Genomic DNA, 14,098 nt, shown 5'->3' with positions numbered 1-14,098 from the left:
GGAAACGGCAAGGAAAGGAACGGTTCGATGGGACGCTTTGCACAATTGGTTCGAGAGATCACGCCGAGTTGGCTTCATTCCCGCTCCTCCCGCCACGGGGCCGCCGACATTTCACCGTCCGATGCCGACTCCAGCTGGCAGGAAGCGATCGACAACAAGATGTATGGGGCTGATACGCCTGACTATTCCTATGTTCCGGAGCAGCCTGTTACGCCGCAAACCGCAGGCCGCCGTCACAGGTCAGGACCTGACCGGTCATGAAACCGTTGGAGACGAGAAAGGCGATTGCCGAGGCGACGTCTTCGGCACGGCCGATGCGGCCAACCGGCGTCTTGCCGGCATAGTCGGCAAAGATAGCCTGCCTCTGCTCCTCGGCCAGAAAATTCCACCAGGGCGTGTCGATGACGCCTGGCGCCACGACATTGACGCGCAGCGGCTTCAGCTCCAGTGCCAGGATCGGCACCACGGTCAAAAGCATGCCGTTGATGGCGGCGATGCCGGCGACGCCGGGCGTTGCGAGCTGCGCCGAGACCGCCGAGATGAAGGTAACCGATCCGGCCTTGTTCAGCGTCGGCAAGGCCGCCTGCAGGCAGGACAGCTGCGGGCGGACTTTCTCGTCGACGCCACTGCCGATGTCGCTCAGGTCAAGTGTCGGGAAGGGGCCAAGGCCCTTGCCGCCGCTGGCCGCAAGCACCAGATGGTCGAAAGGACCGAGGCGCTCGAAGAACTGGCGGACCTCATCCGGCTTCGAGGCGTCGAAAGCAGCCTTCTCGGCAGCGCCGCCAAGGCTTTTCCAAGCGCTCTTCAGTTTCTCTTCGTTGCGCCCGGTAATGGTCACCTTCATGCCCGGGCCGAGCAGCTTGCGCGCCGTCGCCAGGCCGATGCCGGACGAGCCGCCGATGATGACGGCATGTTCGATTGTCTTGGTCATGAATGCTGTTCCTTCGATGTGGGGGAGGCCGGGCCGATAAGATCGAGGCTCAAGGCTCGCAACTGTTGCCTTGCCCTTGCGTCATAGGCCTGGGCGTCGGCACGGGATTCCCGCAGGCCGTCGAAATACAGGCCGCTTTTCCCGTCGAGCGCGGGTGACGTGGCGAGATTGAGGATAGCGTCGGCGCCGGTCTCGACCGAGCTCCATGGCGTCACGCCTGCCTGCCGGACCATGGTGGTGTTCATGTAGCTCGCCGGATGCAGCGCGTTGACGGTGACGCCGGTGCCTTTCAGCTGCTCCGCAAGGTCGATGGTGAACAGGATCTGCGCCAGTTTGCTCTGGCAGTAGGCGCGCATACCGTCATAGGAGCGGGCCAGCATGACATCGCTGAAGTCGATCGCCTGCTGTCCCGCCGAGGCGACGTTGACGATGCGCGCTGGAGCGCTCGCCTTCAGCAGTGGGAGAAGCTCCGATGTCAGCAGGAAACCGGCGAGATAATTGACAGCGAAGCGCAGTTCGTAGCCGTCGGCGCTGACCTGCCTTTTGGCACCTTGGCCTGCCGTGCCGATGCCGGCATTGTTGATAAGGATGTCAAGCCGCTTCGTCCGGGCGCGCACCGCCTCGGCAAGCCGGCGCACTTCGGCCAGCGAAGAGAGGTCGGCGACCAGAAGCTCGGCCTTGCCGCCGGCTGCTTCGATCTCGGTGACAACAGCCTTGCCGCGCGTCGCGTCGCGGCCATGCACCAGCACACGGGCGCCAGCGGCGCCGAGCCGTTGCGCGACGACGCGGCCAACGCCGTCGGTTGAGCCGGTGATGAGGATTGTCTTGTCTTTGAGTTCCATGTCCAGAGCCTCCGTTCTGTTGCTCTGAACGGAAGATGGGGCAGTTAGCGCGAGCCAAACAGTTCAAACTTTATCCTGGTATCAATACTGCTATAATAAGCGCATGGAGTCCCAACCCCACTCGGCCCCCACGCACTCCGCTGAAGACAGCCGCCGGCGCGAACTCGGCGCCTTCCTGCGCTCGCGCCGTGAAAGGCTGACGCCCTCGGCCACAGGCATCGCCACCGGTCTCAGGCGGCGCACGCCCGGCTTGCGGCGCGAGGAGGTGGCGATGATCGCCGGTGTCGGCACGACCTGGTACACATGGCTGGAGCAAGGGCGGGAGGTCAGGCCCTCGGTGGAGGTGCTGACGGCGCTTGCCGAAGCATTGCGCCTCGACGCGGCCGAAAAACAGCATCTGTTCATCCTCGCCGACCGCCAGCAGCCGGAGCGCCGTGCCGTGGCGCCGGAAAAGGTCGATGGCCCCTTGCTGCACATGCTGCAGAGCCTGGTGCTGCAGCCGGCCTATGTCGTCGGGCGGCGCTGGGACGTGCTGGCCTGGAACCCGGCGGCCGTCGCGGTGTTCGGCGACTACGGCCTGCTGGAGGGTGATGCCCGCAACATCGTCCACATGGTGTTCACCAACCCGCACCATCGGCGCCTGCTGGTCGACTGGGAGGAATTGGCGTGCACAGTGCTGGCTTCGTTCCGGGCCGCGAGCGCCCGCTATGTCGGCGATCCGGATTTCGAGCGGCTGATCGAGTTGATGACGCGCTCGAGCCCGGAGTTTCGCAACTGGTGGCCGCAGCGCGACGTCGCGCACCGATTGTCGGGGGTGAAGCATGTCCGGCACCCGAGCGCGGGCGCCATGACCTTCGAGCATATGAGCCTGTCGATCGGCGACGGCTCCGACATGAAGCTGATCGTCTACACGCCGCTTGCCGAGCAGAACTCGGTCGCCAAGCTTCAGACATTGCTGGACGCGCTGCCGGCCGAGCGGCGCAGCGCCTGAAGCGTCAGGTCTTTGGCTTCAGCCCGTCGAGGAACAGTTGTTCCAGGAAGCGGGCGGCATCCTCGAAGCGACCGTCGCCGCCGCGGTTGGGCCCGAGCACGGCGCGGACCTGGACGTCGAAATCGGCATAATGCTGTGTCGTTGCCCAGATCGAGAAGATCAGGTGCCAGGGGTCGGTGCGGGCGATCTTGCCGGCGCGCATCCAGCCCTTGATGACGGCGGCCTTCTCGTCGACCAGCGTCTTCAGCTCACCGGCCAGCAGCGGCATGATACGCGGCGCGCCTTGCAGGATCTCGTTGGCGAACAGCCGGCTCTCGCGCGGGAAATCGCGCGCCATCTCCAGCTTGCGCCTGATGTAGCTGCGCAGTTCGGTGAGGGGATCGCCGATGTCGTCGAGTTCACGCAGCGGCGCCAGCCAGGTGTCGAGCAGGCGCTGCATCAGCGTCTCGTGGATGTCTTCCTTGCGGCGGAAATAATAGAGCAGGTTGGGCTTCGACATGCCGGCGGCTTCGGCGATCTGGTCGATGGTCGAACCGCGAAAGCCGTTGGTGGAGAAGACCTCGAGCGCCGCCTCCAGGATCAGTTCGCGCTTTTCCTGTTGGATGCGGGTGCGGCGAGGGTGGTCCGTGCCGGTGGTCACCGTTACCAGCCCTCGCGTTGAGGGGCATCTGGACCAATTCTCTGGACCAGTTTTTCCCTAGCCTGTGGAACGCACTTCAGGTGCCGCATTTCCGCTAGTAATCCCTTGACCGCCGACAGGGCGGTGCTAACGTTTGTCCAATCGGTCAAAAATTTGCGTAGCATGAAAACGCAGCAAAGACCAAGCGTTGGGCGCACCGAAACAGTTTACAAGGGGAAGTCTTGGTCATGTCCAACCGGCTGAAAGTCACGCCGAACGATCTCAGTGCATTCTGGATGCCGTTCACGGCAAACCGGCAGTTCAAGCAGGCGCCGCGCATGATGGTGTCCGCCAAGGACATGCATTACACGACCAGCGACGGCCGCAAGGTTCTCGACGGCACCGCCGGACTCTGGTGCGTCAATGCCGGCCACTGCCGTCCGAAGATCACCGAGGCGATCCAGCACCAGGCCGCCGAGCTCGACTATGCGCCGGCCTTCCAGATGGGCCATCCGATCGTGTTCGAACTGGCCAACCGCCTGGTCGACCTCGCGCCCAAGGGCATGGACCATGTCTTCTTCACCAATTCCGGCTCGGAATCGGTCGAAACCGCGCTCAAGATGGCGATCGCCTATCACCGCGTGAAGGGCGAGGGCTCCCGCACTCGCCTGATCGGCCGCGAGCGCGGCTATCACGGCGTCAATTTCGGCGGCATCTCGGTCGGCGGCATCGTCACCAACCGCAAGATGTTCGGCACGCTGCTCGGCGGCGTCGACCATATGCCGCACACGCATCTGCCGGAAAAGAACGCCTTCACCAAGGGCGTGCCGGAACATGGCGCGGAACTCGCCAACGAACTGGAGCGCATCGTCGCCCTGCATGACGCCTCGACCATCGCCGCCGTCATCGTCGAGCCGGTCGCCGGCTCCACCGGGGTCATCCTGCCGCCGAAGGGCTATCTGCAGAAGCTGCGTGAGATCTGCACCAAGCACGGCATCCTGTTGATCTTCGACGAGGTCATCACCGGTTTCGGCCGCCTCGGCACGCCGTTCGCAGCCGATTATTTCGGCGTCACGCCCGACATCATGACCACCGCCAAGGGCGTCTCCAACGGCGTCATCCCGATGGGCGCGGTGTTCGTGAAGAAGGAAATCCACGACGCCTTCATGACCGGCCCCGAGCACATGATAGAGTTCTTCCACGGCTATACCTATTCGGGCAATCCGATCGCCTGCGCAGCCGCACTCGGCACGCTCGACACCTACAAGGAAGAGGGCCTGCTGACCCGTGGCGAGGAGTTGGCGCCCTACTGGGAAGACGCACTGCATTCGCTGAAAGGCGAGCCGAACGTCATCGACATCAGGAACATCGGCCTGATCGGTGCGATCGAGCTGGCGCCGATTGCCGGCCAGCCGACCAAGCGGGCCTTCTCGGCTTTCGTCAAGGCGTTCGAGCGCGGCGCGCTTATCCGCACCACCGGTGACATCATCGCGCTGTCGCCGCCGCTGATCATCACCAAGGGCCAGATCAATGAATTGATCGACCATGTGCGCGATGTGCTGAGGTCGATAGACTAAATCTGCTTTGCCTGGACGGGTGGCGGTGGGAACCGCCGCCCGACCAGTATATGAAATGAGAGGACTTTGAATGGCCGCACCCGGCGAGAATCTGCGAATCAATTCAGACCGTTTGTGGGATTCCATCATGGAAATGGCGAAGATCGGCCCCGGCATTGCCGGCGGCAACAATCGCCAGACCGTGACCGACGAGGACGGCGAGGGCCGGCACCTGTTCAAGCGCTGGTGCGATGCGGCCGGGCTCGAAATGGGCGTCGACGAAATGGGCACGATGTTTGCCCGCCGCGAAGGCACTGACCCCAGCCTGCCGCCGGTCTATGTCGGCAGCCATCTCGATACGCAGCCGACCGGCGGCAAATATGACGGCGTGCTTGGCGTGCTGGGCGGGCTTGAAGTGGTGCGCTCGCTCAATGATCTCGGCATCAAGACCAAACATCCGATCGTCGTCACCAACTGGACGAACGAGGAAGGCGCGCGCTTCGCGCCGGCGATGATGGCGTCCGGTGTGTTCGCCGGCGTGCTCGAGCAGGCCGATGTCTACGGGCATGTCGACAAGCAAGGCAAGAAATTCGGCGAAGAGCTCGAGCGCATCGGCTGGAAAGGCAGCGAGAAGGTCGGCGATCGCAAGATCCACGCCTTCTTCGAACTGCATATCGAACAGGGTCCGATCCTCGAGGACGAGGGCATCGACATCGGTGTCGTCACCCACGGCCAGGGTTTGAAGTGGCTGCAGGTGACGCTGACCGGCAAGGAGGCCCATACCGGCTCGACGCCGATGCCGAAGCGCCGCAATGCCGGGCTCGGCATGGCGCGGGTGATCGAACTGGTGCACGAGATCGCCATGGACTACCAGCCCGACGCCGTCGGCGCGGTTGGCCACATGGAGGTCTATCCCAATTCGCGCAACATCATCGCCGGCCGCACCGTCTTCACCATCGACATCCGCTCGCCGGAAAAGGAAGTGCTGGACGCCATGGACGGCCGCATCCGTGAAGGCATCGACACGATCTGCGAAGCGCTCGACATCCAGTACAAGATCGATCAGGTCGGCGCCTTCGATCCGGTCACCTTCGATGCCGGCTGCGTCAAGGCCATCCGCGACGCTGCCGAACGCCTCGGCTATTCCCATCGCAACATCGTCTCCGGCGCCGGCCACGACGCCTGCTGGATCAACCGCGTCGCGCCCACCGCGATGGTGATGTGCCCCTGCGTCGACGGACTCAGCCACAACGAGGCCGAGGAAATCACCAAGGAATGGGCCTCGGCTGGCGCCGACGTGCTGTTCCACGCTGTGGTGGAGACGGCTGTCATCGTGGAGTGAGCCTAGAAATCTAGATTCCAAACGCTGCTCGCAAAGAAGCGCGAAGAGAACAAGGGAACAAGAAAAATGACCAAAGTCATCAAGAACGGCACCATCGTCACCGCCGACCGCACGTGGAAGGCCGATGTGCTGTTCAGCCACGGCAAGATCGTCGCCATCGGTTCGGACCTGCATGGCGACCATGAGTTCGATGCCACTGGCTGCTACATCATGCCGGGCGGCATCGACCCGCACACGCATCTCGAAATGCCATTCATGGGCACCTATTCGGCCGATGATTTCGAATCCGGCACGCGTGCAGCGCTTGCCGGCGGCACCACCATGGTGGTCGATTTCTGCCTGCCGGCGCCGCAGCAGTCGCTGCTCGAAGCCTTGCAGATGTGGGACAACAAGACCTCGAAGGCGTCGTGCGACTATTCCTTCCACATGGCGATCACCTGGTGGGGCAAGCAGGTGTTCGACGAGATGGCCACTGTCGTCGACAAGGGCATCACCTCGTTCAAGCATTTCATGGCCTACAAGGGCGCGCTGATGGTCGATGACGACGAGATGTACGCGTCGTTCCAGCGCTGCGCCGACCTTGGCGCGCTGCCGCTGGTGCATGCCGAGAATGGCGACGTCGTTGCTGCCCTGTCGCAGAAGCTGCTGGCCGCCGGCAACAACGGTCCCGAGGGCCACGCCTATTCGCGACCGCCTGAGGTGGAAGGCGAGGCGACCAACCGCGCCATCATGATCGCCGACATGGCAGGCGTGCCGCTCTATGTCGTGCATGTCTCCTGCGAGCAGAGCCATGAGGCGATCCGCCGGGCGCGCCAGAAGGGCATGCGGGTGTTCGGCGAACCGCTGATCCAGCACCTGACGCTGGACGAGAGCGAGTATTTCGACAAGGACTGGGATCATGCGGCGCGCCGCGTGATGAGCCCGCCCTTCCGCAACAAATGGCACCAGGATTCGCTGTGGGCCGGCCTGCAGGCGGGCTCGCTGCAGGTGGTGGCGACCGACCATTGCGCTTTCACCACCAAGCAGAAGCGCAACGGCGTCGGCGATTTCACCAAGATCCCGAACGGCACCGGCGGGCTTGAAGACCGCATGCCGGTGCTGTGGACGACGGGCGTCAACACCGGCCGCCTGACGATGAACGAGTTCGTCGCGGTGACCTCGACCAACATCGCCAAGATCCTCAACATGTATCCGAAGAAGGGCGCCATCGTTGAGGGTGCCGACGCCGATATCGTTGTCTGGGATCCTAAGCGCAAGAAGAAGATCTCTTCGAAGAAGCAGCAGTCAGTGATCGACTACAACGTCTTCGAAGGGTTCGAGGTGACCGGCCTGCCGCGCTTCGTCTTCTCACGCGGCGAACTGTCGATCCAGGAGGCCGAGGTCAAGGCCAAGCCCGGCCATGGCGAGTTCGTTGGCCGCGAGCCGAATGCGGCGGTCAACCGGGCGCTGTCGACCTGGAAAGAGATTTCCGCGCCGCGCAAGGTGGAACGCACCGGTATCCCGGCGACCGGGGTTTGAGCTTGGCGCGTTCGGCCGCGCTCATTTCGTTGGTCTTGGCGGCAAGTGTCGCCAGCCCGGTAGCAGCAGGCGGCGTGCTGGCCGGCTCCTGGGGCAATGATGTCGGCTGTGCCGGCGTCAAGGCCGGTTATCAGGACAGCGATGCCTATATCGTGCTGACGGCTGAAGGCATCGAGACCTATGGCAGCGGCTGCCGGTTCGCGCAGCAATTGACGCTGGTGCTGGGCGCACAATCGCTGACTTCGACCTGTTCCGCCGAGGGCGAGGCGGGAACGACAATCGAAACCGTCGTGGTCACCAACAAGGGAGAGGATGGTTTCTTCGTCACCATTCCAGGCCTTGAGGAAATGGGGCCGCTGCAATCATGTTTGTAACGTTGGGCATTGGGGGGTGAGCATGCGTGGTTTTTGTTTTTCTGTTGCGATGGTTTTTGTGTTGGCGGCCGGCCAGGCTTCGGCGGCCGGTATCGATCTGTCGAAACCCTATGGCGACAAATATGGCTGCATCAACCGCAACGGCCAGGAAGTCGCCGCCGATCAGATGCTGCTTTTGACCGACAAGGAATTGATCACCGCCGCCAGCGCCTGCACGTTCACGAAGACGCAAGCGCAGGCTGACGGATCGCTCGTGGTGACGGCGACATGTGAGGCGGAAGGCGAAGAGGGACAGGAGCCGACCAAGTTTACCATCAAGCACAGCGCCAAGAACGCCAAGAAGCTGACGATCGCCGATGAGGACGGCAACGTCATGGGGGAAGTTTCGCGGTGCAAATGACAGCGATCCCGTCGGCGTCAGGCAACCAGCGCATCCAGTTCCGGCAGCAGGACGACGCTTTCCTGTTCGTTGGGATCGGTGCGGGCAATGACGGCCGAGGACGGGGCGCCACTCAGATTGGCCGGCAGATGCGGGACGCCGGCGGGAATGTAGAAGAGGTCACCGGCCTTGACGACGATATGATGCTCGAGCCGGTCGCCATACCAGGTGTGGACTTCGCCGGAGAGGACATAGATCGCCGTCTCATGGCTTTCGTGCATATGCGCCTTGGCGCGGGCGCCGGGCGGCAAGGTGAGCAAGTGCATGCAGATGCCGGAGGAGCCGACGGTTTCCGTGGCAATGCCGGCGAAATAGGTCAATCCCTGCTTGCCTTCATAAGTGCTTTCAGGGCGGATAAGATGACAAGTGGGTTTGGGCGACATCGGGGAAACTCCGGGCGTCGATTGCGTGGGACAAGACCAATGGGACAGGGCGAGTGGAAAACAACATCGCGATAAAAGCAATCGGATTCCAGCCGGCGCCGCAGGGGCGGGAACAGGCAGGCGGCAGCCGATGACAGGGACTTCGCCAGCCGTCGTCGCGGCAAGCAAACTCGGACTGACCTTCCAGACCAATGACGGGCCGGTGCAGGCGCTGTCCAATGTCGATCTCACCATCGGCAAGGGTGAGTTCGTCTCCTTCATCGGGCCTTCGGGCTGCGGCAAGACCACCCTGCTGCGCGTCATCGCCGATCTGGAGAAGCCGACCTCGGGGACGATTTCGGTCAACGGCATGACAGCAGAACAGGCGCGCGAGAAACGCGCCTACGGCTATGTCTTCCAGGCGGCGGCGCTGTTTCCGTGGCGCACCATCGAGCGCAATGTCGGGCTGCCGCTGGAGATCATGGGCCTCTCCAAGGCGGAGCAAGGCGAGCGGATCAAGCGTACGCTCGACCTCGTCAACCTCTCGGGATTCGAGAAGAAATATCCCTGGCAGCTCTCGGGCGGCATGCAGCAGCGCGCCTCGATCGCCCGCGCGCTGGCCTTCGACGCCGATCTCCTGCTGATGGACGAGCCGTTCGGCGCGCTGGACGAGATCGTGCGCGACCACCTCAATGAGCAATTGCTGGAGCTGTGGGGGCGCACCAACAAGACCATCTGCTTCGTCACCCACTCCATCCCCGAAGCGGTGTATCTGTCGACGCGCATCGTCGTCATGTCGCCACGTCCGGGCCGTGTCAGCGACATCATCGAATCGACGCTGCCGAAGCAGCGACCGCTCGACATCCGCGAGACGCCGGAGTTTCTGGCGATCGCGGCGCGCGTGCGCGATGGGCTGCGGGCAGGGCACAGCTATGATGATTGAGCGAGGGCAGGATGAGGCTCCTCCTCTCCCCAACGGGGAGAGGGTGGCCGGAGCGAAGCGGAGGTCGGGTGAGGGGGCGGCGCCGACGGATTCGACCAAAAGAAAGGTCGGGGCAACCGCTCGCGCCCGAAGGCTGCGGGTTGACGAGACCGAGGCTGAATACAGGCTTTTGGGCGAACTGAGAGGACGTCATCTCAACGGTTACAAATTTGTGCGGCAGGTGCCGCTCGGACCTTTCATCGCGGATTTTATTTGTCGCGAGGTAGGCCTGATTGTCGAACTTGACGGTAGTCAGCACGCAGATTCTCCTACTGACCCTGCCAGGACAGCTTGGCTGAACGGACAAGGTTATTCGGTTCTGCGGTTCTGGAACCATGAAGTTTTGGCCGAACGCCGAACGGTCCTGGATACGATCTTGGCGTGCCTGGACGGAAAGATTTCTACCCCCTCACCCGACCTCCGCTTCGCTCCGGCCACCCTCTCCCCGTTGGGGAGAGGAGGGCGCTCGTCCGGCGAGGCCTGCTAGATGGACACCTTTCGCGACAAGCTCGTTCCCGTGACCTCGATCCTCGCTGGGGTGGTCGTGCTCTGGTATGTCTTCGCTGTCATCCTCAACACGCCGTTCCAGCGCGATCTCGATCGCCGCGCCGGCGAAACACATACTTTGAGCGAATTCATCGGCAAGACGCTGGCGCAGCCGAAGCCGACGCTGCCGGCGCCGCATCAGGTGGCGGTGAACTTCTTCGAAAACACCTTCCTGCGGCCCGTCACCTCGAACCGCAGCCTCGTCTACAATGCCTGGGTGACGCTGTCGTCGACGCTGCTCGGCTTTGCTTTCGGCACGGCGCTCGGCATCATCATTGCTGTCGGCATCGTGCATGTGGCGACGCTCGACCGCAGCCTGATGCCGTGGATCATCGCCTCGCAGACCATTCCCATCCTGGCGGTGGCGCCGATGATCATCGTTGTGCTGGCGGCGGTCGGCGTCACTGGCCTGGTCCCGAAGGCGATGATCTCGACCTATCTGTCGTTCTTCCCGGTGACGGTGGGCATGGTGAAGGGCCTGCGTTCGCCCGAGATCATGCATCTCGACCTGATGCACACCTACAATGCCAGTCGTGCGCAGACCTTCTGGAAATTGCGCGTGCCAGCCTCGGTGCCGTTCCTGTTCACCTCGATGAAGGTTGCGGTGGCGGCAAGCCTGGTCGGTGCAATCGTCGGCGAACTGCCGACCGGCGCTGTCGCCGGCATCGGCGCCAAGCTGTTGGCCGGTGCCTATTACAGCCAGTCCATCGACATCTGGTCGGCGCTGGTCGCCGGTTCGGTGGTGGCCGCACTTCTGGTCATGGTGGTCGGCATTGCCGGGCGTATCGTTGACCGCGCGATGGGCGGGAGGCCGGCATGAACTGGCTGAAACCCTCCTGGCAAGCAGTACTGGCGATCGTGCTGTGCCTGATCGCAGTGGCGCTCGGCGCGATCGCCGCGCCGAAAGTGGATCCGCTGGCGCAGCCTGCAGGGACGTTGATATATCCCTATGTGGCGACAAGCTGGCTGATCTTCGGCGCGCTGCTTCTCACTGCTTTGATCTCGATGGCCAAAATACCGTCCATCGTCGAAGCTGTCGTGCTTTTCATCGGCGCGCATCTCGTCGCCTGGCTGCTGATCGGTGGTATCGCCGGCTTCGAAGGTCAGGCACGAGCACCGTATTTCCTGCTGCTCACGGGTGCCTGGCTGCTTAGCTGGCGCTGCGTGGCTGTGCTGTCGGGCCTTCGCCCGATGGCAAGCTGGGCGCGGACCGCGCTGCGCCTGATCATTCCCGCCATCTTCGGCGCCTGGATCCTGATCATCTGGGAAGCAGTGACGCGCGGCGCCGGCATCCCCTTCATCCTGTTGCCGCCGCCAAGCGCTATCGGCGCGCGCATCGCCAGCTCGCTGCCGGTGCTCGGCGCGGATGTCCGGCAGACCATCTTCAAGGCGGTGATCTTCGGCTATGTCGTGGGCAGCGGCGCCGGCTTCATCACAGCGATCCTCGCCGATCGCGTGCCGTTCCTGCGGCGCGGGCTGCTGCCGATCGGCAACATGGTCTCGGCGCTGCCGATCATCGGCGTCGCGCCGATCATGGTGATGTGGTTCGGTTTCGACTGGCAGTCCAAGGCAGCGGTGGTCATCATCATGACCTTCTTCCCGATGCTGGTGAACACGGTTGCGGGCCTTGCCGCCTCCGGTCACATGGAGCGCGACCTGATGCGCACCTATGCGTCCGGTTACTGGCAGACTCTGCTGAAGCTCAGGTTGCCGGCAGCCGCCCCCTTCATCTTCAACGCGCTGAAGATCAACTCGACGCTGGCGCTGATCGGCGCCATCGTCGCCGAGTTCTTCGGCACGCCTGTCGTCGGCATGGGCTTCCGTATCTCGACCGAGGTCGGGCGGATGAACATCGACATGGTCTGGGCCGAAATCGCAGTTGCAGCACTTGCGGGTTCGGTCTTTTATGGCGTGGTCGCTCTTGTCGAAAGAGCCGTCACGTTTTGGCATCCCTCTGTCCGTGGTGGATAGGGGCGGTGGGTTTAGGGCACTAACTTCAGAGGGTAATAAAATGAAAAGACTGATTATTCCCGTTCTGGCCGGCGCGATGTCGCTTGCCGCTTTCCAGGCAATGGCCGCTGACAAGGTGACGTTGCAGCTGAAATGGGTCACGCAGGCCCAGTTTGCCGGCTATTATGTCGCCAAGGCCAAGGGTTTCTATGAGGCCGAGGGTCTCGACGTCGACATCAAGCCGGGCGGTCCCGATATCGCGCCCGAGCAGGTGATCGCCGGCGGCGGCGCCGACGTCATCGTCGACTGGATGGGCGGTGCGCTGGCCGCCCGCGAAAAGGGCGTGCCACTGGTCAACATCGCCCAGCCGTTCAAGAAGGCCGGCATGGAGCTGGTATGCCCGAAGGACGGCCCGATCAAGACCGAAGCTGACTTCAAGGGCCACACGCTCGGCGTCTGGTTCTTCGGCAACGAGTATCCGTTCTACGCCTGGATGAACAAGCTCGGCCTGAAGACCGAAGGCGGCCCGGATGGCGTTACTGTGCTCAAGCAGAGCTTCGACGTGCAGCCGCTGATCCAGAAGCAGGCGGATTGCATTTCGGTGATGACCTACAACGAGTACTGGCAGCTCATCGACGCTGGTTACAAGCCGGAACAGCTGACCGTGTTCAACTACTCGGCAATGGGCAACGACCTGCTCGAGGACGGGCTCTATGCGTCCGAAGACAAGCTCAAGGATCCGGCCTTCGAAGACAAGATGGTGCGTTTCGTGCGTGCCTCGATGAAGGGCTGGAAATACGCCATCGACAACAATGACGAAGCCGCAGGCATCGTCATGGACGGCGGCGGCCAGGACGAGAACCACCAGAAGCGCATGATGAGCGAAGTCGCCAAACTGATCGACAATGCCGACGGCAAGCTCGACCCGGCGACCTACGAGCGCACCGCCAAGGCGCTGCTCGACCAGAAGATCATCACCAAGGAGCCGACCGGCGCCTACACCACCGCCATCACCGACAAGGCTGTGAAGTAAGCCTAGTCGGCAACATATCGATCTAGAGAACGGCGCCTCTTGCTAGAGGCGCCGTTCCTTTATGGTGTTCATGACGAAGCTGGTTTCGATCGAGGCCACGCATTTCAGCCGCGCGATCTTTTCCTTGATGAAGCGCTCGTACTGCTCGAGGTTTCCCGTCACCACCTTCAGCACATAGTCGCGCGAACCGGTGACGAGGTGGCATTCCAGCACCTCTTCCCAGCCGCGGATCGCGTCCTCGAACATCACGATCTCGTCCTCGTTCTGGCGGCTGAGCCGGATGGTGGCGATGGCGACCATGCTCCAGCCGAAGGCGGCCGGATCGACCAGCGTGGTGTAGCCTCTGATGACACCGGTCTCCTCCAGCCGCCGCACCCGCCGCAGGCAGGGCGACGGCGACAGGCCGATCCGCTCGGCAAGCTCGTTGTTGGTGATGCGGGCGTCAGCCTGCAGTTCGCGCAGAATCTTGCGGTCGAAATCGTCGGCTATCTTCTGCTGCATTTTTGGTCTCTCCGGGAATTTGTTGCGGGAATGCAGCCATGCGAGCCCAAGAATAGCAAGGACTGGCGGGTCGGGATCGCATAAATTGCCGTGCGACACTCTTTCAAAAGCA

16 protein-coding genes are annotated in these 14,098 nt (G+C 62.8%); 11 read left to right on the top strand and 5 right to left on the bottom strand.

The features are described from left to right. Window positions 1–208: 208 nt before the first annotated feature. A complete protein-coding gene (locus EJ076_RS24790) occupies window positions 209–931 on the bottom strand; it encodes an SDR family oxidoreductase (protein WP_126069600.1) in 723 nt (240 codons plus the stop codon). Further along, the gene (locus EJ076_RS24785) at window positions 928–1,773 is read right to left on the bottom strand and encodes an SDR family oxidoreductase (protein WP_126069599.1); all 846 of its coding nucleotides are present in this window, start codon (window positions 1,771–1,773) and stop codon (window positions 928–930) included. Before EJ076_RS24785 ends, EJ076_RS24790 begins: the two co-directional genes overlap by 4 nt. A 103-nt stretch (window positions 1,774–1,876) precedes the next feature. Here EJ076_RS24785 and EJ076_RS24780 point away from each other — a divergent pair, with 103 nt between their 5' ends. Beyond that, window positions 1,877–2,764, top strand: coding sequence for a helix-turn-helix transcriptional regulator (locus EJ076_RS24780; protein WP_126069598.1), 888 nt, complete (start codon window positions 1,877–1,879; stop codon window positions 2,762–2,764). A 4-nt stretch (window positions 2,765–2,768) separates the two neighbouring features. Here the strand turns inward: EJ076_RS24780 and EJ076_RS24775 are convergent, their stop codons facing one another. Next, window positions 2,769–3,404, bottom strand: coding sequence for a TetR family transcriptional regulator C-terminal domain-containing protein (locus EJ076_RS24775; RefSeq protein ID WP_109668368.1), 636 nt, complete (start codon window positions 3,402–3,404; stop codon window positions 2,769–2,771). 227 nt (window positions 3,405–3,631) lie between these two features. Here EJ076_RS24775 and EJ076_RS24770 point away from each other — a divergent pair, with 227 nt between their 5' ends. From EJ076_RS24770 to EJ076_RS24750, 5 genes are all read left to right on the top strand, one after another. After that, window positions 3,632–4,960, top strand: a complete 1,329-nt coding sequence (locus tag EJ076_RS24770) for an aspartate aminotransferase family protein (protein ID WP_056582806.1) — start codon at window positions 3,632–3,634, stop codon at window positions 4,958–4,960. A 70-nt stretch (window positions 4,961–5,030) separates the two neighbouring features. Continuing rightward, window positions 5,031–6,281, top strand: a complete 1,251-nt coding sequence (locus tag EJ076_RS24765; RefSeq protein WP_126069597.1) for a Zn-dependent hydrolase — start codon at window positions 5,031–5,033, stop codon at window positions 6,279–6,281. Window positions 6,282–6,347: 66 nt separating this feature from the next. Further along, a complete protein-coding gene (gene hydA, locus EJ076_RS24760) occupies window positions 6,348–7,799 on the top strand; it encodes a dihydropyrimidinase (RefSeq protein ID WP_126069596.1) in 1,452 nt (483 codons plus the stop codon). A 2-nt stretch (window positions 7,800–7,801) separates the two neighbouring features. Beyond that, a complete protein-coding gene (locus EJ076_RS24755) occupies window positions 7,802–8,173 on the top strand; it encodes a hypothetical protein (protein WP_126069595.1) in 372 nt (123 codons plus the stop codon). Between the two features lie 22 nt (window positions 8,174–8,195). Then, window positions 8,196–8,573 carry a hypothetical protein gene (locus EJ076_RS24750; RefSeq protein ID WP_126069594.1) on the top strand — a complete coding sequence of 126 codons (378 nt, stop codon included), beginning with the start codon at window positions 8,196–8,198 and terminating at the stop codon, window positions 8,571–8,573. Window positions 8,574–8,590: 17 nt separating this feature from the next. Here EJ076_RS24750 and EJ076_RS24745 read toward each other — a convergent pair whose 3' ends face one another. Continuing rightward, entirely contained in the window at window positions 8,591–8,995 is a 405-nt protein-coding gene (locus tag EJ076_RS24745) for a cupin domain-containing protein (protein ID WP_109668350.1), read from the bottom strand. Window positions 8,996–9,125: 130 nt separating this feature from the next. On the opposite strand from EJ076_RS24745, the gene EJ076_RS24740 reads away from it, so the two are divergent. The 5 genes from EJ076_RS24740 to EJ076_RS24720 are packed head-to-tail and all read left to right on the top strand — an operon-like array spanning window position 9,126 to window position 13,485. Further along, on the top strand, window positions 9,126–9,917 hold the full coding sequence (locus EJ076_RS24740; protein ID WP_126069593.1) for an ABC transporter ATP-binding protein: 792 nt from the start codon (window positions 9,126–9,128) through the stop codon (window positions 9,915–9,917). A gap of 43 nt (window positions 9,918–9,960) precedes the next feature. Then, window positions 9,961–10,443 (top strand): DUF559 domain-containing protein, encoded by a 483-nt coding sequence (locus EJ076_RS24735; protein ID WP_245462872.1) that lies wholly within the window; start codon window positions 9,961–9,963, stop codon window positions 10,441–10,443. Continuing rightward, window positions 10,444–11,322, top strand: coding sequence for an ABC transporter permease (locus tag EJ076_RS24730; RefSeq protein WP_126069591.1), 879 nt, complete (start codon window positions 10,444–10,446; stop codon window positions 11,320–11,322). It begins immediately after the preceding gene. Further along, on the top strand, window positions 11,319–12,473 hold the full coding sequence (locus tag EJ076_RS24725; RefSeq protein ID WP_126069590.1) for an ABC transporter permease: 1,155 nt from the start codon (window positions 11,319–11,321) through the stop codon (window positions 12,471–12,473). The genes EJ076_RS24730 and EJ076_RS24725 overlap by 4 nt, the downstream gene beginning before the upstream one ends. 40 nt (window positions 12,474–12,513) lie before the next feature. Beyond that, on the top strand, window positions 12,514–13,485 hold the full coding sequence (locus EJ076_RS24720) for an ABC transporter substrate-binding protein (protein ID WP_013530916.1): 972 nt from the start codon (window positions 12,514–12,516) through the stop codon (window positions 13,483–13,485). 42 nt (window positions 13,486–13,527) lie between these two features. Here the strand turns inward: EJ076_RS24720 and EJ076_RS24715 are convergent, their stop codons facing one another. Next, complete coding sequence (locus tag EJ076_RS24715) at window positions 13,528–13,986, bottom strand: Lrp/AsnC family transcriptional regulator (RefSeq protein WP_126069589.1); 459 nt, start codon at window positions 13,984–13,986, stop codon at window positions 13,528–13,530. Window positions 13,987–14,098: the final 112 nt, after the last annotated feature.

Source organism: Mesorhizobium sp. M7D.F.Ca.US.005.01.1.1 (assembly GCF_003952545.1).
GTDB lineage: Bacteria > Pseudomonadota > Alphaproteobacteria > Rhizobiales > Rhizobiaceae > Mesorhizobium > Mesorhizobium loti.
The sequence above is the reverse complement of the archived record's forward strand: the minus strand, read 5'-3'. Positions and strand labels throughout refer to the sequence as shown.

What these genes read in the sequence shown, in the direction of transcription:
- EJ076_RS24790 (WP_126069600.1), bottom strand. Translation starts at nt 931, where the DNA reads ATGACCAAGACAATCGAACATGCCGTCATCATCGGCGGCTCGTCCGGC.
- EJ076_RS24720 (WP_013530916.1), top strand. Translation starts at nt 12,514, where the DNA reads ATGAAAAGACTGATTATTCCCGTTCTGGCCGGCGCGATGTCGCTTGCC.
- EJ076_RS24770 (WP_056582806.1), top strand. Translation starts at nt 3,632, where the DNA reads ATGTCCAACCGGCTGAAAGTCACGCCGAACGATCTCAGTGCATTCTGG.
- hydA (WP_126069596.1), top strand. Translation starts at nt 6,348, where the DNA reads ATGACCAAAGTCATCAAGAACGGCACCATCGTCACCGCCGACCGCACG.
- EJ076_RS24730 (WP_126069591.1), top strand. Translation starts at nt 10,444, where the DNA reads ATGGACACCTTTCGCGACAAGCTCGTTCCCGTGACCTCGATCCTCGCT.
- EJ076_RS24780 (WP_126069598.1), top strand. Translation starts at nt 1,877, where the DNA reads ATGGAGTCCCAACCCCACTCGGCCCCCACGCACTCCGCTGAAGACAGC.
- EJ076_RS24725 (WP_126069590.1), top strand. Translation starts at nt 11,319, where the DNA reads ATGAACTGGCTGAAACCCTCCTGGCAAGCAGTACTGGCGATCGTGCTG.
- EJ076_RS24750 (WP_126069594.1), top strand. Translation starts at nt 8,196, where the DNA reads ATGCGTGGTTTTTGTTTTTCTGTTGCGATGGTTTTTGTGTTGGCGGCC.
- EJ076_RS24745 (WP_109668350.1), bottom strand. Translation starts at nt 8,995, where the DNA reads ATGTCGCCCAAACCCACTTGTCATCTTATCCGCCCTGAAAGCACTTAT.
- EJ076_RS24765 (WP_126069597.1), top strand. Translation starts at nt 5,031, where the DNA reads ATGGCCGCACCCGGCGAGAATCTGCGAATCAATTCAGACCGTTTGTGG.
- EJ076_RS24715 (WP_126069589.1), bottom strand. Translation starts at nt 13,986, where the DNA reads ATGCAGCAGAAGATAGCCGACGATTTCGACCGCAAGATTCTGCGCGAA.
- EJ076_RS24740 (WP_126069593.1), top strand. Translation starts at nt 9,126, where the DNA reads ATGACAGGGACTTCGCCAGCCGTCGTCGCGGCAAGCAAACTCGGACTG.
- EJ076_RS24785 (WP_126069599.1), bottom strand. Translation starts at nt 1,773, where the DNA reads ATGGAACTCAAAGACAAGACAATCCTCATCACCGGCTCAACCGACGGC.